An 18,653-nucleotide genomic window follows, 5' to 3' on the forward strand; every position below is an offset into this window, starting at 1 on the left:
CAGTTACGGCAGGGGGTTAAGCCGAAGAGGATTGCCATGACCCGTCATTCCACTGAATTCGAAGCCGAAACGGCGCTTCCCGCCGACACGCTCCAGGAACTGCTCCCCTCGCCACCTTCAGCGCCCGAAGCCGCTCTACCGGCAGCAAAATCCCCAAAAAGCGGTGGATTCCGCCGGTTGCTGCTGGCGGGGGTCGCCGTTGCGGTGCTGGCCGGCGCATCCTGGTACGGCTGGGATTATTGGACGGTCGGCCGCTTCCTCGTTTCGACCGATGACGCCTATGTGAAGGCCGACAACACCACCGTCGCGCCGAAGGTTTCCGGCTATCTTCACGAAGTCCTGGTCGGCGACAATGAGCGCGTGAGAGCCGGTCAGGTGCTCGCCCGCATCGATGATCGCGACTACCGGGTCGCGCTCGATCAGGCGAAAGCCGATGTGGCGGCCGCGGAGGCCGCGCTTGCAAGCAAACGGGCTCAACTCGAAGTGCAGCAGTCGATCATCGAAGCCGCCAGGGCGACGCTCGACGTCGACACGGCGTCCGCGACCTTCGCCAAGCAGGAGAACAAGCGCTATAGCGACCTTGCCGCTACCGGCTACGGCAGCGTCCAGAACGCCCAGGCCGCGCAATCACGCGATGCCAGCGCGCTCGCTGCGATCGAGCGCGACAAGGCCAACCTCGCCTCGGCGCTGAAGCAGGTCGACCTGCTCAAGGCTGAAATCGCGCAAGCGATCGCCGCCGCTTCGCGCGCCAACGCGCTGCGACAGCAGGCCGAACTCAATCTCTCTTATACCACGATCATCGCACCGATCGATGGCGTGGTTGGAAACCGGACGCTTCGTCCTGGCCAGTTCGTGCAAGCCGGTACTCAGCTGATGTCGCTGGTGCCCGCGAGCGGCGCTTATGTGATTGCGAACTTCAAGGAGACGCAGCTCACAAACGTGCAGGCCGGCCAAGCGGTCGACATCAACGTCGATATGTTTCCTGGCATGCCCGTGCACGGCCATGTCGACAGCCTTGCGCCTGCAAGCGGCCAGGAATTCGCGCTGCTGCCGCCCGACAACGCTACCGGCAACTTCACCAAGGTCGTGCAACGCATCCCCGTCAAGATCACGCTGGATGCATCGAGCGTCGAGCTTCGACCGGGCATGTCGGTGATCCCGACTATTCAAACGCAAAAGCGTCAGCCGGCATCCGTAACTGTGCCGCATCCCGGCACGCGGTCCAGCATCGCGCTGCTCGAATCACAGAAGTGATGAAAGAGGATGTGAAAAAAGAGACCAAAGGTGATGCCATGCCAGACCTCGCGCTCTCGACCTCTCCCGCAACCTCCCCGCGCCGCACTGCAGCCGCTGCCGTAAGTTCTGCCGCTCCGAATCGCGCCAGCGTCGCGGTGTGGATCTCGGTGATGGCGGCGATGATCGGCGCCTTCATGGCGATCCTCAACATCCAGATCACCAACGCCTCACTGCTCGACATCGAAGGCGGCATCGGCACCGGCGTCGACAACGGTTCCTGGATTTCGACTTCCTACTTGATCGGGGAAATCGTGGTCATTCCGCTGACCGATTATCTCAGCCGGGTCTTTTCCTTCCGCAAACTCATCCAAGCGCATGCAACGCTGTTTGCCGCTTTCTCGGTCGCCTGCGCCTTCGCCCACGATCTTCCAACCATGATTGCGATGCGCGGCCTTCAAGGCTATTTCGGCGGCGTCCTGATCCCGATGGCGTTTACGCTGGTCTTCACCAAGTTGCCGAAGCCGCAGCAGCCGATTGGCTTGGCGATGTTCGCGCTTGCCGTCACCTTCGCGCCCGCGATCGGCCCGACCATCGGCGGCTATCTCACCGAGAACTACGGCTGGCAGACCATCTTCTTTGTCAACGTGATCCCGACTGCCGTGATGGTCGGCGCACTCTATTTCACACTCGAGCGCAATCCGGTGCGGCTCGAACTGCTACGGGAGGCCGACTGGTTCGGAATCCTGACCATGGCAATCGGCCTTTCCTCGCTCCAGGCGGTGCTGGAGGAGGGCAACAAGAATGACTGGTTCGGCTCGTCTTTCATCGTGACGCTTGCCGTCATCGCAGCCATCAGCCTCACGCTTTTCATCGCAAATGAACTCCTGGTCGAAAAGCCGCTGCTCCAGCTTCGCTTGCTGGTTCAGCGCAGCTTCGGCATCGGCACCATCGCCGCATTCTTTCTCGGCTTTGCCCTGTTCGGTTCGGTCTATCTCTTGCCGGCCTATCTCGGTCAGGTGCAGCGCTACAATGCCGAGCAGATCGGCAGCGTTCTGGCCTGGACGGGATTACCGCAACTGATCCTGATTCCACTGGTGCCGAAGCTGATGCAGCGATTTGACGCCCGTTACATTGCGTTCACCGGCCTGATGCTGTTCGCCTATAGCTCATTCATGAACACGACGATGTCGCTCGACTATTCCGGCGATCAGTTCTTTATCCCCAATGTCATCCGCGCCGTCGGGCAAGCGCTGACGCTGGCGCCGCTGAGCGCCCTCAGTCTCGGGAGCGTCGCGCCGCAGGATGCAGCCGCCGCTTCCGGCATCTCCAACATGATCCGCAATCTCGGCGGCGCGATCGGTACGGCGGTATTGGCCACGATCGTCACCAAGCGCGAGCAATTTCATTCCAACATCATCGGTCAATCCGTTCATCTTGGCCGCGAAGAAGTTCGCGAACGAATTGCACGATTGACCGATTACTTCGTGGCCCATGGCGTGCCGGACCCGAACGATGCCCGGCACCAGGCGATCGTGGCACTCGGCAACGCCGTCAAACGCCAGGCCTTGGTGATCGGCTTCAGCGACGCCTTTGCCGTGATAGCGCTGGTACTGGTTCTGGCAGGCATCGCAATCATGTTGACGGGGAAACCCCAGGGATCCAGTGCCGGGGGTGCTCACTGACTTGTCCGCGCAACATCTGACAACAGGTAGCCGGCCAGAGGCTCGATCCGGGTGAGGAGTGTCGTTCGAATACGCAATTGCAGGCTCGATTCGCGCAAAGTGTGCTTACGTTAAAATCGGAGATGGTCCATGAAATTCGTGATCGTTAATGATAGAGTGGCCCACGCAGAAAAATGTGCGCAGTGCGCCAAACCGATAGGCGTCGGCTATCTGCATGAAATTCGGCCGCGGCGGTTTTACTGCGACCATGAATGTTTCATCGCCCATAAAGCCCGGGTGGCGTCGACGGATTTGCGCACCGATTCAGGCATTGATGGCCTGCCAACTGGCCCTTTCAGGGACCCCTACTCGTTCGTGTTCCGGTCATGACATAGCAGACGGCATGGGCTGCGGCGCGGGATGGGCGGGAGCCTCTCCTGCGACGCAAATCTGACGTGCCGTCGCTATCTGGCGGAGAGAGTGTCCGACTAACTATTGATTTTTGACGTTCGCCACTGCCCGCCTATAATTCCAACTCCGCTTTAAATATAGACTAATCTTTCGCTCTTGTTCGCCACCGTCTATTCCCGCCCGCCCCAAGCCGTGCTATTTTTGGGGACTGACTTGGGGGCCAGATCGGGGGCCGACGTGGCAAGCAAACTGACTGCGCGTAAAGTCGAAACTGCCAAGCCGGGGAAATACAGCGACGGTGGCAACCTCTATTTGATCGTTTCAGAAACCGGTGCCCGCAAATGGGTGCTTCGGTTCACATGGCGCGGCCGGGCGAAAGAGATGGGGCTTGGCAGCGCGTCCAGCGTTCCGCTCGCGGATGCCCGCGAGAAGGCCGCCGGTGCCCGGCGGAAGATTGCTCAGGGCCTCAACCCCATCGATGAACGCAAGCGCGACGGCGGCATTCCCACGTTCGGCGAGATGGCCGACGACGTCCGGGAGACGCTTTCTGCCGGTTTCCGGAACGAGAAGCACAAGGCTCAATGGAAATCGACGCTGGAGACCTACGCCTCGCCCTTGCGCGCCAAGCCGGTCGATACCATCGCCACCGACGACGTGCTGGCAGTACTAAAGCCAATTTGGACGATGAAGGCAGAAACCGCCTCACGGCTGCGCGGTCGGATTGAAAAGGTCTTGGACGCGGCCAAAGCAAAGGGTTTTCGCGACGGCGAGAATCCCGCTCGCTGGCGCGGGCATCTGGATCATCTGTTGCCCAGGCCCTCTAAGCTGGCACGGGGCCACCATGCCGCGATGCCCTATGAGGATGTAGCGCCATTCATTGCCAAGCTAAGGGAGCGGGACGCCACGTCGGCGCTGGCGCTTGAACTTTGCATCCTGACCGCGGCCCGATCCGGGGAAATATTGGGGATACGGTGGTCTGAAGTAGACCTTAATAGAAAAATCTGGACTGTCCCAGCCGACCGGATGAAGGCAGGCCGGGAGCATCGCGTACCGTTGTCGCCGCGCGCTTTTGCTATTCTCCGCAAACTTGAGAAGCTGAAGACGGGCGAGTTCGTGTTTCCCGGTCAAACTCGCAATAAGCCGCTGTCGAACATGGCGATGGAGATGGTTTTGCGTCGGATGAAGATTGAGAATGCAACGGTGCACGGTTTCCGCTCCAGCTTCCGCGACTGGGCCGGAAACGTAACCAGCTTCCCGCGCGAAGTAACGGAGACTGCCTTGGCTCACGTTATCGGCGACAAGGCGGAGCAAGCGTACAGACGTAGCGATGCGCTGGATAAGCGGCGCAAACTAATGGATGCGTGGGCCGCTTATTGCGAGCCGAACGCAACGGCAAACGTTGTGCAGTTGCGGAAGAAAAGCCGCAGGAACTCATAACCACTAGCTGAGCCTATTTCCGCCCAGGGCACTAGACTTAATTTCGAGAAAAACGCAATCTTAGAATGCGCTTTTCTCAAATCGACACTTCGATCCCGCCCCCGACAAATAATCCGACCGAAAGGGACAAGACATGAGCCTCAAAGAGGTACTTCAGGAATTTTTGAAAATCGAAGAATGGGAAGACGAGATTTATCACGACAGTTCCGACGACACTGATTTCGTTGATACTCAAATCTATATAGATGGGCAAATACATTCCTTGATGCTTTTGACTGATGAAAATAATCATGTGATGCGAGTTGCGATGACTTCTCCGATAGTTGTTCCAAAATCACGAGGGAAAGAGGCATCCTTCCTGGTGAATGGCCTTAACAACGCTATGGGTTACGGCAATCTCGCAATTCAGGACAGCGGAAACTTTATTTGGCGATGGGCTGTAAACGTGGAGGGAGTGACCGCAGCTCCAATACAAATTGCCAATATGTTCCGAGTGGCAGTCGGCGCCTTCGATACTTTGCGTCACCGCGATGGGAGCTGCCGCCTTTTCTAAGCAATCCGGAGAAGAAATATTGAAAGACTACCATGAAGCAGTTGCGGTGGCGGCCGATTAAAATTGGGGTAATCGCGAAAGGTGGAAAGAGAAGGGATGGCGAGTTTAAGCGAGCTGGTGGCGGAGTCCGCCCGAGATAAACTTGATCTTGCTAAAGCTAAATTGCGGCCCGAGCATTTCTACGCAAGCCTGCCGCTATGCATAGTGGACGCCGTGTTTTCGATAGGTGTGAAGTACACGGGTACGACCCAAACTGTAATCCGTTGGGCTAAGGCGCAAAATCCAGAATGGCCGTTGTACGAGCGAGGTGTGTCCTTTGAACATACCGTTTCGGATTTCGTCGAGGCTGTGCGACCTTTTACCGCCGAAGCGCTCGCGGAAACTATTTTTGAGAACAGGCAAAGGACTTCAACCAAAGGCGGGATATTGAAAGCTGAGGCCGTCAGACAATTCGCACTAGCCTTGCGGGAGACCGGTATTGAACGTTTTTCGGACATTCAAAAATCAGAACACCTTGAAATGGCAGAGGCCCGGATCAGGAAAATCAAGGGCCAGTCATCAGGAATATCGTTTGATTATTTTACGCTCTTAGCTGGGAACCAAATGGTCAAGGCAGATCGAATGATTGTGCGGTTCGTCGCTGAGGCTGCTGGTGTAGATAGTGTTTCTCCGCGAGAGGCCAAGGAAGCTACCATAGGTGCGGCGCGTATACTTCAGGCCGAGTACCCTCATGTAGATACTCGACTGCTGGATTCCGAAGTTTGGGGTTTTGAGTCGGCAAAGGCAGCTGCGCGTAAACGTAAGCTGCGCTAGTTTGCCGACTCGCTTGTAAGATCGGCAAGCGCGGATAAGGACGGCCATCCGACAAGCCGGCAGCACCACCGGTTTCCGCGCATTCCATCGAGGTGCCTTGGGGTGCTTCGGGGGTCCATTGTGTCGATGAAACCAAAAAAGAGAAAGACCTTCAGTCACCGAAAATATACCGGTAAACTCGCCAATCCTATTTACGAGCCGATATTCGGCGGCCTCCTGTCCGAACTGGCGAGGCCGCAAGCTGAGAAACGAGCCAATGAACAGCGACTCGTAAAGCTTCAATCACTTTTCGTTTGGTATGAAATCGACCCTGACGCTCCAAATGCTTGGGAGAAATTAGCAATCTTTCTGGCGCTGACCCACGTGCCAGGAATGCAAGTAATTCACGAGCCGAAAGGTAAGCGTGGCCGCAAACCAAGTTGGAAAGATGGCCTTGCTAATGAGGTTTTGAACGAGGTGAAGGCGCTCCGGCCGGGCCACAATAGCTATGAAGCTGCAATAAGGGAACTGAGAGCGGACAAATCCAAGATTTGGAAACGATACACATTGCCAAACCTCATAACGCGTCATCGTGAGGCCCGGCGGGCAGAGGCCAAACGTCGCCTTTTGGCAAAGGCCCTTGCCAACACCGGCACAACGCCAGTCATGGGCGCCGGTTTATTGGGCGCGATCGGTTCGCTGAGAGCCGACGAAAACTCATAGCATCCAATTTTCGTCGGCGACGAAATTAAGCCATTAGGTTTTAGTGTCGGAATTTACCAGCCATTCTTCATCCGTTCGCACGATTCACCGTGAACGAAAGTGGAGAATGACAAAATGCTCGAAAATATTATCGAACTGCAGCGCGAAGGGCTTTCGATTGCGGAAGCCTGCGCTATAGCCGGCATCGGCCGCACGAAAATCTACCAAGCCATAAGCGACGGAAGCCTGAAGGCCCGCAAGTGCGGGAAGCGAACGCTCGTCCTGCGTCAAGACCTCCGCGAATTCCTGGCGGCACTCCCAGGTGCCACATGAGTTTACGCTATGAAACGAAAAAGCTGCGGAGCGGTGGTCGGCACCGCTCCGCAGCTATCGCCAAAGCCCCTCTTGCAAAGGAAAATTGACAGTGAAGTCTCTAACACACCCTCGGAAACAAAACCACCTCCCGGAGCTCTCTAACCGGACCGCTAGTGGCGCGATTGCCCTTGCCGACTTCCGCGTCAGATGGGTTGTCAGTCGGTGCCGCGTATCCCTCGCCGCCGCAGAAGCCATCATTGCAAACGCTGGCTTCTCTGATGGGGAGGGCCGCCAATGATTCTCGTTGTGAAAGCTCAAATCGGCGAAACCGGACCGGTGGTGACCGTGCGCGGACGTGACGCATGGGCATTGCTGGAGTTGAAGGCCGCCAACGAGAACGGATGCACCCCAATCGATCATCCGGGACCTCGCTGGAGTGGCTACGTGCACAAACTTCGCAGGGCGGGCATCATCGTCGAGACTATCCGGGAAAAGCACGGTGGCCCCTTTTCCGGCCAGCACGCGCGCGATGTGCTGCGAAGTCTGATTAGCATCCTCGAAAAGAAAGGCGGCGGATCGTGATGGCGATTGCTGGCCTACAAATCACAGCCCTCTCAATGTCGCGAACAATCACGAACGGGGTTCTGGCCATTGTAGGGGAATGTCATGCCAAAGCGCCGTAGAATGAATAAGCGCCTCGATGCCCCCCACGTGCGGCTGTATCGGTGGATGTTGGATTCGCCCGCCTATCTGTCCCTGACCTGCCAAGCCCGCGCCGTCCTGGTCGAAATCGCCAGGGGCCATGACGGCACCAACAACGGCAGGCTGGGGCTCTCGATCCGTCGGGCTTCCGAACGGTGCAATATCGCACGAGGCACCGCTCAGCGCGCCTTTGCCGAATTGCAGGAGCGCGGCTTTATCGACTGCATGTCGAAGGGAGCGTTCAGCCGAAAGGCGCTGCACGCCACCGAATGGCGTTTGACGTGGTGGGGCTGCGATGTCACCGGAGAACTTCCGAGCAAGAAGTTCATGAGCTGGGGCCGCGAAAAACAAAACGCGGTATCAAAATATCCCGTCGCGGTATCAAATCAGATCCACCGCGCCGCGTGAAACAACCCGAAAAGAACCTCACGGTGCCGTCGATTGGTACCGTGAGGGCCCGAAAGCTCATGGTCGCGGTATCAATTCAGGGCACACATATAGTTTACCATAGGCGTAGTGGAGCGAAGCGCGCCCTTCAAAGAGGGCCTAGCGGCGAACCACAATCACAATAGCGCGAGGATGTTAAATTGAAGAAGAAAGCGAAGAAACCTAACAACGCGTCGGAAGCCATCTTGCTGACATTCGATCCTAATTCGTCAAAGGGCGAGTTTAAGCAGCTTGGCGGAAGCCAGGCGGACGAATGGAACGGCAGGCTCAATAACCTGACCATTAATGCGCTACCTCGCTCGAATGGGGATCAAATCACCGAAGCTGCTTTGGCTGTTTCGTACGGAGTTGCAGATATTTCGCCTGCGGATCCGATCGAGGGAATATTGATTGCGCAGTTGATGGCAGCCAACGAGGCTGCGCTCGAAATGTATCGGAAGGGCTGGGGGCAGCCGCCGGAGTTTTTCGAGACGCGGACGAAATACTTGCAGCTGGCGGATAAGGCTGCCCGCACCGTTATGATGCTGACGGAACGGCTCGATCACCACCGAGGCCGAGGGCAGCAACAAATCACCGTCAAGCACGTCACCACGAACAACGTCACCGCGGATCAGGCGATCATTGCCGATAGCGTCACCACCGGCGGCGCTCGCAATGTCGCGGCTCCTGCTCTGCTGGCAGCTAATTCAGAGGGGCCTATGCCGATCCTCGGCGAGGCAAGGCAGCCTGATCCAGTTGGGGTGGGGGGAGGTACCAAATCGAATTGACCATCAACTCCATGCAAAGCGCCCACGACGCGCCTCGGTGCGCAGCCAAATCGAAACGGACTGGTCTGCCCTGCCGATCGCCGGCTGTGAGGGGCTATCGTGTTTGTAGGATGCACGGCGCCCGCGGCGGCGCGCCGAAAGGAAAGAAGAACGGCAATTTCCGGCATGGCGGTCGGACGAAAGAAGCCACAAGCGCCTCGCGCTACATCAACGAGCTTGCCCGTCTCTTGCGGAACGGAAATTAAGTCAGAGTAGTTAGCGTCTTACTCGTGGGTCAACATCGCCTTCGCAAATTGCTTGGCCTCGCCCTCCGTCGCGAACGTTTTGGTCTGCGTGGCATAGGTCCTAAATCGCCGTGGTGTTAGCGACGAACGGTTATGATGTGTCGGGCCAAAATGGACGTCCCTTGGCTGCTCTGACCGGCAGCAAGGAGCTCAAACTCGTCCTTCTGCTCACGCGCGGGCGCAACCTTCTCGAACTTGCCTGCGCCGGCCGGACACCGGGCAATATGCAAATTCCGCAAATTTTCGGTGACGGCTTTATTTACGGGACCAGCCATCAACGAGCGAGGTGCGGTTGACTCGAAAACGCCGACCCGCTCGGCAAGGGACACGAGTTCCACCAGCGATTGGGCCTGTGTTTTCTCCATCACCCTGTGGCGATGCGCTTTGACTGTTCGTGCGGTACAACCTAACGCGCGGGCGGCCTGCTTGTTGGTGTCGCCGCGAATAACAAGTTCGAAGACTTCCCGCTCGCGCGGCGTCAATGTTGCGATACGATCGCGAACCATATCCAGCTTGCGTTTCCGGCCAAATGTCACTTCATGATGCGCAATCGCTCGCTCAATTGCACGAAGCAGTTCATCCGATGATACGGGCTTGGTGAGAAAATCATTCGCACCCGCCTTGATGGTCCGCACCGTGGTCGGGATATCAGGATGACCAGTGAGGAAGATGATTGGCAGGGTCGAGCCGGCTTCACTCAGCCGTGACTGCAGTGCCGGACCGTCCAATCCGGGCATTTGCACGTCCAGGAGAACGCAGCTCGGGACACTCTCGCTCGGCAATCGATCCAGAAAGTGCCGGGACGAAACATAGGTCGCCACCTCGTAACCGGCGTACTTCAAGCGACGCTCCATCGCCGTCAGGAAGCACACATCGTCATCGATAACATGCACCAAGCCCGGCATATGCCCTCCACGCCCCTTCACATTACCCCATCGTGTTATTCAAACCGGTGCCCCTGGCGAAAAGACACTCGGCGCCAGGAAGCTGTGCTTACTCCCACGGCGATTTGCGTGTGAGGCATTCGCGCAAGAGCCGATCCATTATCAGTTTGGCGTCAATCTCACGCTGAGATGGCGCGGGGTTCACGATCGTGCCGGGCAGCCGTCCTTGCTGGCGCGAAATCCCGTGGAGAACTTCGGGCGTGATTGGCTCGTTGTAGCCGTTGCTGTAGATCGAGGCGGCATGAGGCATGATCTCTTCCCCAAGCGAAGCGGGCTATTACGAAGCCCTGGGCCAAAGGTGCATTATGCGAGCGAGCGTATATCGCACGTTCGGCAACTCTCATTGTCTGAAGAGATATAACGCGATACTTGTGTATAGTCCGCTTGTTGAACCCGGCCGAGCACGCGCCTTCGCGCCGCTTCAGAAAGCGCAATGGGTATGTCATCGGAGAGCTATGATTATGGGGCTGGATCAGTCCTGCTGCCGAGCAGCGCCCTGTCCAGGCAGTCCATCAGGCTTTCGTCGCTGAACGGCTTGGTCAGGAAACCATAGGCGCCGGCCTTCAAGACGCGCGCACGCATACCTTCGTCAGGGAAGGCGGTTACGAAAATGATCGGCGTGTGAAGCCCGGCGGCAATCAGCCGATCCTGCAGATCTGCACCGTCCATGTCGGGCATCTGTATGTCGGAGATCAAACAAGCTGTGTCCGCAGCGCGATTCGACCGCAGATACTCCTCGGCGGAAGCAAATGTTTCCGCAGCATACCCCATCGATCGAATGAGACCACTTGTGGATTCTCGAACGAATCCGTCATCGTCGACGATTGAGATCAGGGGAACCTCTGCCAAATTGACCGAGCCTTGGTACGAGAACACTATCATTGTGAAAAAGAAAGCCGAGGTAATTATACTTGAGTATCGTGCTACGACGTCGAAGGGCGGATGCCCAGGGCTTCAGCCATCCGCACGAGATCCGCCAGCGACCTGGCTCCCATCTTTTGCATGATGCGACCGCGATGGACTTTCACCGTGATCTCGCTGAGCCCGATTTTGCCGGCGACCTGCTTGTTCATCAGTCCTGACACAACCAGGGCCATGATTTCCCGCTCACGCGGGGTCAGGGTCTCGAAGTTCGACTTCAATCCGGAGGAAGCATTCTCGGACTCGATTCGGCTTTGATCCCGTTCCAGCGCAAGCTTCACGGCATCCAGCATGTCCTGTTCGCGAAAAGGCTTGGTTAGAAATTCCACCGCGCCGGCTTTCATGGCCCTTACCGACATCGGGATATCCCCGTGACCAGTCATGAAAATGATAGGGATATGAATATTGCGGCTCGACAGCTCGGCCTGAAAATCCAGTCCGCTTTCGCCAGGAAGTCTGATGTCGAGCACCAAACAGCTCGGGAGCGGCGGCCGCTTTTCCTGCAAAAACTCCGACGCGGAGGCGAAAACCCGTACCTGCAAGCCGAACGATCGAAGGAGACTTGAGACAGATCCACGTAGTAACGGATCATCGTCAACGACGAATACGATCGATTTCCCGGAATTATCGTTCTTCATTCCGACAGGCCCCTGGCGCTAGAACGGTAGAGCGACCTTGAACACTGCACTATATCGTTCGCAAGGCTCCACGGTAAGCCGTCGGCCACGTCCACAGCATAAGCAGGCGAAGAGCAGTCCTGATTTCCCCACCGGTTATGCAGGCATCGGGGGCCGATTCGAACCGGGAATCGTGAACTGGAATTCAGTGCCGTGCGGCGTGCCCGACGCAGCCCAGAGTCGGCCGCCGTGTGCCTCGATAATTCTTCGACAGATCGACAGCCCCACGCCCATGCCCGCGGGCTTGGTCGTGAACAGTGGATCAAAGATGCGATGACGGATCGCTTCTTCGATGCCAGTGCCCGAATCCTCGATCTTCACCACAATGCTGCCTTCGCCGTTAACCTTCGATTCGACCCGCAGCACGCGAGGTCGATCCGTTACGGAGCCCATGGCGTCCGCCCCGTTCATGGCCAGATTCATGATGACCTGTTGCAGCTGGACGCGATCGCCCAACGCGAGAGGAAGGTCCGCGGCCAGTATCGTTTGAACCGCCACCGAGCGGCTCCGCAGCGCGCTCCCCGTCAGCGCCAGCACATCCCGGATCGCCTCGTTAACATCGAGCGAAGCGTATTCCGGCTTGCGATGTTTGAGCAGCTCCCGAATGCGCACTAACACCTCTCCTGCGCGATTGCCCGCCTCGACGACGCCTTTGAGAGCCGCTTTGGTCTCCCCGAGATTGGGTGGGTCCTGGGCCAACCATCGGAGCGCCCCATTTCCAAAGCTGACGACCGCAGCGAGCGGTTGGCTGATTTCATGGGCGATAGATGCTGCGAGTTCGCCCATGGTCGTCAGCCGTGCCACTTGCGCGAGCTCCGCCTGGGCCGCGTGCACGGCTTCGTTGGCGCGGACGCGTTCCCGCTCAGCGTTAATGAGGTCCGTGATATCCCGATTGATGCCGACCATGCGCACGGGCCTGCCGTCCGCGTTTCGGATGATTTGCGCCACGCCGCGAATGATGCGGATGGCGCCATCGGCCCGCCGCACCTTGAACTCGGACGAGAATTCGCGGTCGCCACGAAGCGCCGCCACGACATCCGCTTTGGCTCGCGCGACGTCTTCCGGAACAAGACAGCGCGACCAGGCTTCGGAAGCGCCACTGAACTCTTCCTTGCGAACGCCGTACAGCCGGAACATCGAGTCGTCCCAAACCAGCCGATCCTGTTCGACGTTCCAGTCCCAGATACCGAGCGACGCCGCGTTGATAGCGAGCTTTAGCCGCTCTTCGCTCAAACGCAGGCGGGTCTCGCTTTCCTTCAGTTCCTGCTCGCGACTCTTCCGCGTTGAATTTTCTCCGATCAGGTCGTCAAACGACTTCTTGAGCTTGGCCGCCATGGCGTTGAATGATTCCGCGAGGGCATCCAGCTCCTCCAGTTTGGTGCCTGGTACCCGGACGCTCAGATCCCCACCGGCCATCGTCCGCGTCGCGTGGGCCATCTGCCGGAGTGGCGCAGTCACCATGGACGCCAGGGCCGCGCCCAGCACAAGGGAGAGCACCAGCGCGAGGGCGAGCACCATCGCGGATCGGCTGTTGGCTTTGCGCAAGCCTGCCAGATAGAACGCTTCAGGCATGGCCGTCATCAGAATCCAATCATGGCCGGCGCCGTGATCGCGATAGGCGGTCGCATAGGTCAACCACGTTTCGCGCGAGAGCGGCTTCGCCGTGACGTGATCGAACTGGAACTCGGTCGTCCCTGCAGACAGCCCCGATGGGCCGGTGCGCTTCGCGAGAGCGGCAATTGCGTTCGCTACCACCGGATCGCCGGCGGAAGCGGACGAGGCGACCGTCCTGCCGGTCATGTCAAGGATGACAGCCCGACCGTTGGTGCCGACGGCCTGGCTTCGCAGCAGGGAGTCGAGAGCGTCTTCGCGCTGGACGCCCGCCGGCGGCGGCGAACGTGCGAGGTAATCGTCGAGCTGCAAGCGGATGTTCGCAGACATTGCCTGATGGAGCCTTGTCGCCAGCATCTGCGCGTCGTCGTCTGCGGTCTGAAGCGCGACAATCGCCGTGGCACCAACCATCACGAGCACCAGTGCGATGAACGGCGCGAAGATGAAGATCCGGATCGGCAGGCCTTCCTGCACTGGGCCGGCGTTTCCCGGCGCCTCGCCACGACCTGATTCCCAGACCCATTCGCTGCTCCCAATCGCGCGTTCTCTGACACGACCGGGGATATCCGCCCAGAACCATTCGAATCGCCGGGCCAGCGGCAGGGCAATCAAGAAGGCCACGGGCCCCATTGCCCAGGTGATCGACGTCGTGAACAGCAGCGCCGCAGTGATACTGTGGTACGAAATTCCCGAGGGGAACTGGTCCGAACATTCGTACCCCCACAACATGGGTTCCAGCGTCATGAACAAGACGGCGGCCGCCAGGTATCGCCACCACGTCCCAGTCATCCGAAAGTCGGGATTCTTGCCCAAGAACTGGTGGGCAATCCAGAAGCATGCGGGATTGATGAAATATCCCGGCAGCCAGGCGAGCAGGAACTCCGGAGGGACGCCCTCAATCAAGTCCGACAATCCGTATGCGAAGGGAATGGTGATGAGCGCCGGGTAGCCCAGAAGAATGACGCTCAGTAGAACGGCCAGATCCTTCAACGACTCGAACGTCTGTGCACCAGGGACAAGCACGATGAATGATCCGATGTAGCCGGTCGCGATGATCAGCACGAACGTCAGCGGCACGCTAAGGAACGCCTTCGCGTCCCATCCCTGCCGCGCACGGCCGAATCCCCAACGCTCCCCGATCCGGAACGTAAAGCCGCCGAATGCGCAGATAGCCAGGAAGAGGCCGACGACAAAGGCAAACCGCCCCCAGACCTCCAGCATCGGGAGGGGGATGTTGCTGAGGAGGGCCTCAAACCACGCGACGACAGCCGTCATGGTCGATCACAGGGCATGGCGGCGGACGCGTAACGCTGTTGTACCAGGATGCGAAGGTCGCCGCCCTCCGCCGTGGCGCCACGCAAAATTCCGAGATGGTCCTGTCGCCTCATGCTTGACCCTGACCTCTCGTGTTGCGGCAACTTGACCAAAGGCCGACATTGGAGCTGTTTCCGAACGCTTCGTGTTCGGTGGCAGCGCCCCGAGTGCTTAGGTGATTGTTATTGCATAAACCACCCATGACTTACGAGACTGGCCGGTTAGGGCATTTGAACCGAAAGAAGCCAGAAACAGCGCGGTCTCGGCCACGTCGTCGACCGTGGTAAATTCGCCACCCACGGTTTTCCTTCAGCATAACATTCTTGATGCTTTCTGCTCTGAGATGCCGAGTTCCTTGGCCTGCTCCGGTATCCGCTTGTCGACCAGAGGGGTGCGGACAAAGCCGGGGCAGATCACGTTAGCGCGGACACTGTGCGCGCCGCCTTCCTTGGCGACAACTTTCGCTAGGCCGATCAGTCCGTGTTTTGCAGTAACATATGGCGCTGTATCCCACCACCAAGGCTTTGCTGGTGCGGGCATAATGGTGCGGAGGTGAGGCGCGGCCTTAACCTTCGCTGCGGTTCCAACCGACCGAAATTATGTTTGATGTAGACCATGGGCTTCTGTGATTTGCTGGCGCGTTACTCAATCCAGAACCAGGGACGGTGCATAAAGTCGATTTGGCCTGCCCCCGGTTTGAATGACACGCGGTTAAGCTAATCCAGCTTTGCGTTCGAACTCCATAGGGCTCAGATAACCGATCGTCGATGCTGTCAGCTGCAATCGAAACCGGCTGATCGCGAGGGGTAGCAAGGGTGTTAGCGACCAGCCGGCCCCGCCGGTCTCGGGGACGACAACCCGCCGAGGCCAAGCGTCTTTCAGGATAGCGATCTTTCACGGTTAGCATCAACTGCGACTTGCGCCAGCCGCGCAGCCAGCCAGCTACGTTTCCGCGCCTCGGCGCCGTCGAAACTGGGCAATGTACAACTGCATCCAGCGACGCCCGCAGCGCGTTTAAATGATGGTCGCATCTAGTTGCAGGTTCGCCGAGCAATTGTGGGGCAGGTCGATCATCGCATCTTCAACAACGACTACTGCACCAGCGGCTCCGGTGATGTCGAAATGGATTTAGGCGGCGGTGATTGCAGAAAAGTCCTTTTCTCCATCGGCGTGTTCTATCATTTTGCACTTCTGCGTGACCTCGGCGGCCTTCGGCATTTTCTGCGTCAAGCATCGGAGCCATAGGAAACAATCATCGATGGTGGATGCCGCGACTTTGCCGCTACATCGTGATTGCAGCGACCAACTCCAGCGCGAGAGGTACTGTCATCCGGGACAAGAGCAGCGTCAACGACAACAGTGAGCGGGCGAGTTCGTTGATTTAAGTCAACGGGACCTCGCAGTGCTGCACTACTTTGCGCGGCGTGCCTAGGGGGGCGAGTTATCCTAGGAGATCACCAATGATGAAAATAGTAGTGTTCGGAACAACCGCACTCTTCCTTACCGCATCCACGATTGCCAACGCGCAAAACTCGCAAACTTCTTCTCCTGCGATTCCAGAACGGCTGAATGCAGCGGACCAGAATACACTGGCGGATATGCGAGTTGATCTGGTGAAGGCCGCGTTGCAGCTGACACCTGAGCAGGAGAAATTGTGGCCGCCCGTAGAGAGCGCTATTCGTAGCGGGGCGCAGGATCGGAAAGCCCGTATTGCAAGGGTCAAAGAAACGGTGGGTAAGCGGGTCGACCAAAGTTCTCTCGAAACGCTGAAAAATCGTGACCCGATCGCCTTTTTGCAACGACGCTCGGAAGCTTTGGCTCAACGATCAGCCGATTTGGATAAACTCGCCGAGGCGTGGCAGCCACTCTACAAGACGCTCAGTCCCGAGCAGAGGCAGCGCATGGCGGCACTCGCGATCTTTGTACTCCACGATATGAGTGATGCCGTAGATCGGCGCCGTGCGCAGTCTGAGGATGAAGACTGAAGCGCAGTATTCGGCACGTGCCTAAATCAGCCGCGTAATATCCAGTCTATAAGGTAATAAGCCGTAGAGGCCGCCTTCGCGGCGGCCTCGTATCTGCCAAGCCACGATTGCGCACCGATTACATAAGTTCTTTGGAGGTGCGCTTTCCGGTACGGCTACGGCTATGGTGCCGATGTGGGATGCTGCGGGAAAGTCCTTGCAGACTATCCTCGCGGGGAAGCAGCCGGTCCATCCCATTAACGGACATGACGCTGGGTCGCGAATATCGTGTCGAAGCTTGGCTCGCTTTACAGGCCGCGTTTGATGGCGGCTCCCGAGCGGAACGGGGCCAGCGGAGCCGCGGGGTCTTGGGTCATGAGACCTTGATTTGAATCAATGCGACCCCTGAATATGCGCGCACCACTGAGCACGCGAAACCTGGGAGCACGGCAATGCATTTTCTTTGGACAATCATAATTGGTTTTGTGGCGGGGCTGCTGGCGCGATTCTTTCATCCTGGCAACAAGTTCGAGCCTAAGGGGTTTATTTTGACGGCCCTGCTCGGGATTGTTGGAGCCTTTGCAGCAACATACCTTGGCCAGGCTGTCGGGTGGTATAAAGCTGGCGAAGAAGCGGGTTTCATCGGAGCAATCGTCGGCGCGATCATAGTCTTGGTAGTTTGGGGGGTTATCGCACCACGGCTTGAGCGGACGTAACCTGTCCAACCTAAGCATCCTCGCGAGATGTCTGCTTTAAGCCCAGAGCTAGTGGACCGGGTCTAACATTTGAATCCGGGAGGGGATTCCCCGGGACCTGAATGCATGCGAGTCTGGCGCATGCGAACCGAAATTTCCATCACTCTTGGGCCTGCCGACCGCCGCCGTCTGAAGGCGCTGGCGCGGGACCGCAACACCCCACACAAGCATGTCTGGCGGGCTGAGATCGTCCTGTTGAGCGCGGACGGTGTTGGCACCAATGAGATCATGCGCCGGACCGGCAAGTCGAAGACCTGTGTGTGGCGCTGGCAGGAACGCTTCATAGAGGCAGGTTACGACAGCCTCCTGCACGATAAGACACGCCGACCCGCGGTTCGTCGACAAGCTGCGCGACGTTGTCGGTCTGTATGTCGATCCGCCCGCCCATGCCGTCGTCCTCTCGGTCGATGAAAAGAGCCAGATCCAGGCGCTCGACCGCACCCAGCCCGGCTTGCCAATGAAGAAGGGCCGCGCCGGGACGATGACCCACGACTACAAGCGTCATGGCAGCCTTGGATGATGTCGCGAACAGGACGCACTAGGCTCGCAAAAAGCGGTTGCGCTCGGCTTCGGTGCAGGAGCGGGACCATCGTGACCGACAACATGGAATGAGTTCTTTCCGATATCGATGCCGATCATCGGTTTTCTGGCATAGGAAGCCCGCCGGTGAATCCGGGCTTGGCGGTCTGTCATGCGCCGGCCGATCGGAGCCGGCCCGCGCTGCCCGCCCGCGGTGTTGTTTTGGCAGCGGTCCGACGAAACCATTTTCCACTCGCTGCGAAGCCGTCCGGAAATAGTCACTCGCTAGCCTCGGCCCCGGTCAAAGACGCGCGTTCCGTGTGAAGTTGCAGTGAGTTTTTTATGTCGAGTTCTTTTCACACCGCAGACAGACGCACCTATCGGAAAGTTATGCTGGTAGGCCTGCTATTTTGCGCAGCCTTCGTAGTGGTCAGCTTCTTCGCTAGAGAACAGCCGGAAAATACCTACGTCCTGAAAAAGGCGGATAGGTTGGTTCGGAGTGCAGGCTCTGCGGTGCCTGCTAATTAATTGCCCAAGAGAAAAGCCCTCGCCTAGCGCAGCTCAATCCTTGAACGAAATTGGGCCAGCCAAGGCATACCTTCATCAATGGTGTCCGCTTCCTACCGGTCCCGCTAGCGTAC

19 protein-coding genes and 2 pseudogenes are annotated in these 18,653 nt (G+C 58.1%); 15 read left to right on the forward strand and 6 right to left on the reverse strand.

The features are described 5' to 3' along the window. The first annotated feature begins 36 nt into the window (after positions 1-36). The 11 genes from VNX23_RS03810 to VNX23_RS03860 all read left to right on the forward strand — a co-directional run bounded on the left by VNX23_RS03810 (position 37) and on the right by VNX23_RS03860 (position 9,023). Positions 37-1,254, forward strand: a complete 1,218-nt coding sequence (locus VNX23_RS03810) for an HlyD family secretion protein (RefSeq protein WP_325627847.1) — start codon at positions 37-39, stop codon at positions 1,252-1,254. Between the two features lie 38 nt (positions 1,255-1,292). Beyond that, positions 1,293-2,918 carry a DHA2 family efflux MFS transporter permease subunit gene (locus VNX23_RS03815; RefSeq protein WP_325627848.1) on the forward strand — a complete coding sequence of 542 codons (1,626 nt, stop codon included), beginning with the start codon at positions 1,293-1,295 and terminating at the stop codon, positions 2,916-2,918. Between the two features lie 129 nt (positions 2,919-3,047). Continuing rightward, positions 3,048-3,287 (forward strand): hypothetical protein, encoded by a 240-nt coding sequence (locus VNX23_RS03820; protein WP_325627849.1) that lies wholly within the window; start codon positions 3,048-3,050, stop codon positions 3,285-3,287. Positions 3,288-3,545: 258 nt separating this feature from the next. Beyond that, on the forward strand, positions 3,546-4,745 hold the full coding sequence (locus tag VNX23_RS03825) for a tyrosine-type recombinase/integrase (protein ID WP_325627850.1): 1,200 nt from the start codon (positions 3,546-3,548) through the stop codon (positions 4,743-4,745). Positions 4,746-4,878: 133 nt separating this feature from the next. Next, on the forward strand, positions 4,879-5,298 hold the full coding sequence (locus VNX23_RS03830) for a YbjN domain-containing protein (protein WP_325627851.1): 420 nt from the start codon (positions 4,879-4,881) through the stop codon (positions 5,296-5,298). A gap of 96 nt (positions 5,299-5,394) precedes the next feature. Continuing rightward, entirely contained in the window at positions 5,395-6,111 is a 717-nt protein-coding gene (locus VNX23_RS03835; protein ID WP_325627852.1) for a hypothetical protein, read from the forward strand. Positions 6,112-6,231: 120 nt separating this feature from the next. Then, positions 6,232-6,813: a hypothetical protein gene (locus VNX23_RS03840; RefSeq protein ID WP_325627853.1), complete on the forward strand. Its 582-nt coding sequence runs from the start codon at positions 6,232-6,234 to the stop codon at positions 6,811-6,813. Positions 6,814-6,927: 114 nt separating this feature from the next. Then, positions 6,928-7,125 carry a helix-turn-helix domain-containing protein gene (locus VNX23_RS03845; protein WP_325627854.1) on the forward strand — a complete coding sequence of 66 codons (198 nt, stop codon included), beginning with the start codon at positions 6,928-6,930 and terminating at the stop codon, positions 7,123-7,125. 276 nt (positions 7,126-7,401) lie between these two features. Continuing rightward, positions 7,402-7,689, forward strand: a complete 288-nt coding sequence (locus VNX23_RS03850) for a winged helix domain-containing protein (RefSeq protein ID WP_325627855.1) — start codon at positions 7,402-7,404, stop codon at positions 7,687-7,689. An 84-nt stretch (positions 7,690-7,773) separates the two neighbouring features. Further along, the gene (locus tag VNX23_RS03855) at positions 7,774-8,217 is read left to right on the forward strand and encodes a hypothetical protein (protein WP_325627856.1); all 444 of its coding nucleotides are present in this window, start codon (positions 7,774-7,776) and stop codon (positions 8,215-8,217) included. Positions 8,218-8,396: 179 nt separating this feature from the next. Next, positions 8,397-9,023: a hypothetical protein gene (locus tag VNX23_RS03860; protein ID WP_325627857.1), complete on the forward strand. Its 627-nt coding sequence runs from the start codon at positions 8,397-8,399 to the stop codon at positions 9,021-9,023. Positions 9,024-9,384: 361 nt separating this feature from the next. Here VNX23_RS03860 and VNX23_RS03865 read toward each other — a convergent pair whose 3' ends face one another. The 6 genes and pseudogenes from VNX23_RS03865 to VNX23_RS03890 form a co-directional block, all read right to left on the reverse strand. Next, positions 9,385-10,212 carry a response regulator transcription factor gene (locus VNX23_RS03865; RefSeq protein ID WP_325627858.1) on the reverse strand — a complete coding sequence of 276 codons (828 nt, stop codon included), beginning with the start codon at positions 10,210-10,212 and terminating at the stop codon, positions 9,385-9,387. Positions 10,213-10,300: 88 nt separating this feature from the next. Continuing rightward, positions 10,301-10,501: a hypothetical protein gene (locus VNX23_RS03870; RefSeq protein WP_325627859.1), complete on the reverse strand. Its 201-nt coding sequence runs from the start codon at positions 10,499-10,501 to the stop codon at positions 10,301-10,303. Between the two features lie 209 nt (positions 10,502-10,710). Then, positions 10,711-11,133, reverse strand: a complete 423-nt coding sequence (locus VNX23_RS03875) for a response regulator transcription factor (RefSeq protein WP_325627860.1) — start codon at positions 11,131-11,133, stop codon at positions 10,711-10,713. Positions 11,134-11,174: 41 nt separating this feature from the next. Next, positions 11,175-11,810: a response regulator transcription factor gene (locus VNX23_RS03880; RefSeq protein WP_325627861.1), complete on the reverse strand. Its 636-nt coding sequence runs from the start codon at positions 11,808-11,810 to the stop codon at positions 11,175-11,177. Positions 11,811-11,945: 135 nt separating this feature from the next. Then, positions 11,946-14,735 (reverse strand): ATP-binding protein, encoded by a 2,790-nt coding sequence (locus VNX23_RS03885; RefSeq protein WP_325627862.1) that lies wholly within the window; start codon positions 14,733-14,735, stop codon positions 11,946-11,948. A gap of 221 nt (positions 14,736-14,956) precedes the next feature. Further along, positions 14,957-15,272 (reverse strand): annotated as a pseudogene (locus VNX23_RS03890) (SDR family oxidoreductase); the annotation flags it as partial. Positions 15,273-15,830: 558 nt separating this feature from the next. Here VNX23_RS03890 and VNX23_RS03895 point away from each other — a divergent pair. The 4 genes and pseudogenes from VNX23_RS03895 to VNX23_RS03910 all read left to right on the forward strand — a co-directional run. Beyond that, on the forward strand, positions 15,831-16,019 hold the full coding sequence (locus tag VNX23_RS03895; RefSeq protein WP_325627863.1) for a hypothetical protein: 189 nt from the start codon (positions 15,831-15,833) through the stop codon (positions 16,017-16,019). A 215-nt stretch (positions 16,020-16,234) separates the two neighbouring features. Further along, positions 16,235-16,759 carry a Spy/CpxP family protein refolding chaperone gene (locus VNX23_RS03900; protein WP_325627864.1) on the forward strand — a complete coding sequence of 175 codons (525 nt, stop codon included), beginning with the start codon at positions 16,235-16,237 and terminating at the stop codon, positions 16,757-16,759. A 431-nt stretch (positions 16,760-17,190) separates the two neighbouring features. Further along, positions 17,191-17,454 (forward strand): GlsB/YeaQ/YmgE family stress response membrane protein, encoded by a 264-nt coding sequence (locus tag VNX23_RS03905; RefSeq protein ID WP_325627865.1) that lies wholly within the window; start codon positions 17,191-17,193, stop codon positions 17,452-17,454. Between the two features lie 120 nt (positions 17,455-17,574). Next, a pseudogene (locus VNX23_RS03910) lies at positions 17,575-18,004 on the forward strand (helix-turn-helix domain-containing protein); the annotation flags it as partial. Between the last annotated feature and the right edge of the window lie 649 nt (positions 18,005-18,653).

It is taken from the genome of Bradyrhizobium sp. (assembly GCF_035570375.1).
Taxonomy (GTDB): domain Bacteria; phylum Pseudomonadota; class Alphaproteobacteria; order Rhizobiales; family Xanthobacteraceae; genus Bradyrhizobium.

Coding starts and splice junctions, on each gene's coding strand:
- VNX23_RS03810 (WP_325627847.1), top strand. CDS start 37: ATGACCCGTCATTCCACTGAATTCGAAGCCGAAACGGCGCTTCCCGCC.
- VNX23_RS03815 (WP_325627848.1), top strand. CDS start 1,293: ATGCCAGACCTCGCGCTCTCGACCTCTCCCGCAACCTCCCCGCGCCGC.
- VNX23_RS03820 (WP_325627849.1), top strand. CDS start 3,048: ATGAAATTCGTGATCGTTAATGATAGAGTGGCCCACGCAGAAAAATGT.
- VNX23_RS03830 (WP_325627851.1), top strand. CDS start 4,879: ATGAGCCTCAAAGAGGTACTTCAGGAATTTTTGAAAATCGAAGAATGG.
- VNX23_RS03835 (WP_325627852.1), top strand. CDS start 5,395: ATGGCGAGTTTAAGCGAGCTGGTGGCGGAGTCCGCCCGAGATAAACTT.
- VNX23_RS03845 (WP_325627854.1), top strand. CDS start 6,928: ATGCTCGAAAATATTATCGAACTGCAGCGCGAAGGGCTTTCGATTGCG.
- VNX23_RS03850 (WP_325627855.1), top strand. CDS start 7,402: ATGATTCTCGTTGTGAAAGCTCAAATCGGCGAAACCGGACCGGTGGTG.
- VNX23_RS03855 (WP_325627856.1), top strand. CDS start 7,774: ATGCCAAAGCGCCGTAGAATGAATAAGCGCCTCGATGCCCCCCACGTG.
- VNX23_RS03865 (WP_325627858.1), bottom strand. CDS start 10,212: ATGCCGGGCTTGGTGCATGTTATCGATGACGATGTGTGCTTCCTGACG.
- VNX23_RS03870 (WP_325627859.1), bottom strand. CDS start 10,501: ATGCCTCATGCCGCCTCGATCTACAGCAACGGCTACAACGAGCCAATC.
- VNX23_RS03875 (WP_325627860.1), bottom strand. CDS start 11,133: ATGATAGTGTTCTCGTACCAAGGCTCGGTCAATTTGGCAGAGGTTCCC.
- VNX23_RS03880 (WP_325627861.1), bottom strand. CDS start 11,810: ATGAAGAACGATAATTCCGGGAAATCGATCGTATTCGTCGTTGACGAT.
- VNX23_RS03885 (WP_325627862.1), bottom strand. CDS start 14,735: ATGACGGCTGTCGTCGCGTGGTTTGAGGCCCTCCTCAGCAACATCCCC.
- VNX23_RS03900 (WP_325627864.1), top strand. CDS start 16,235: ATGATGAAAATAGTAGTGTTCGGAACAACCGCACTCTTCCTTACCGCA.
- VNX23_RS03905 (WP_325627865.1), top strand. CDS start 17,191: ATGCATTTTCTTTGGACAATCATAATTGGTTTTGTGGCGGGGCTGCTG.